Source organism: Streptomyces sp. SID4985, from assembly GCF_009863025.1.
Lineage (GTDB): Bacteria > Actinomycetota > Actinomycetes > Streptomycetales > Streptomycetaceae > Streptomyces.
Map to the genome: position 1 here is coordinate 1 of NZ_WWIR01000694.1, position 221 is coordinate 221.

Annotated in this window: 1 protein-coding gene; it reads left to right on the forward strand. The window is 62.9% G+C overall.

All coding sequences use genetic code 11. The features are described from left to right. Positions 1 to 221, forward strand: a 221-nt coding sequence (locus GTW40_RS30480) for a cbb3-type cytochrome c oxidase subunit I (RefSeq protein ID WP_202486629.1), incomplete at both ends; no start/stop codon positions are given.

Sequence of the window (221 nt, forward strand, 5' to 3'; positions counted from 1 at the left end):
GTCGTGGTGAAGTGGCTGACGACCACCGACCACAAGACGATCGGCACGCTCTACCTCGCGACGTCGTTCGCGTTCTTCCTCATCGGTGGTGTGCTGGCGCTCATCATGCGCGCCGAGCTGGCCCGTCCGGGTCTGCAGATCGTCTCCAATGAGCAGTTCAACCAGGCGTTCACGATGCACGGCACCGTGATGCTGCTGATGTTCGCGACGCCGCTGTTCGC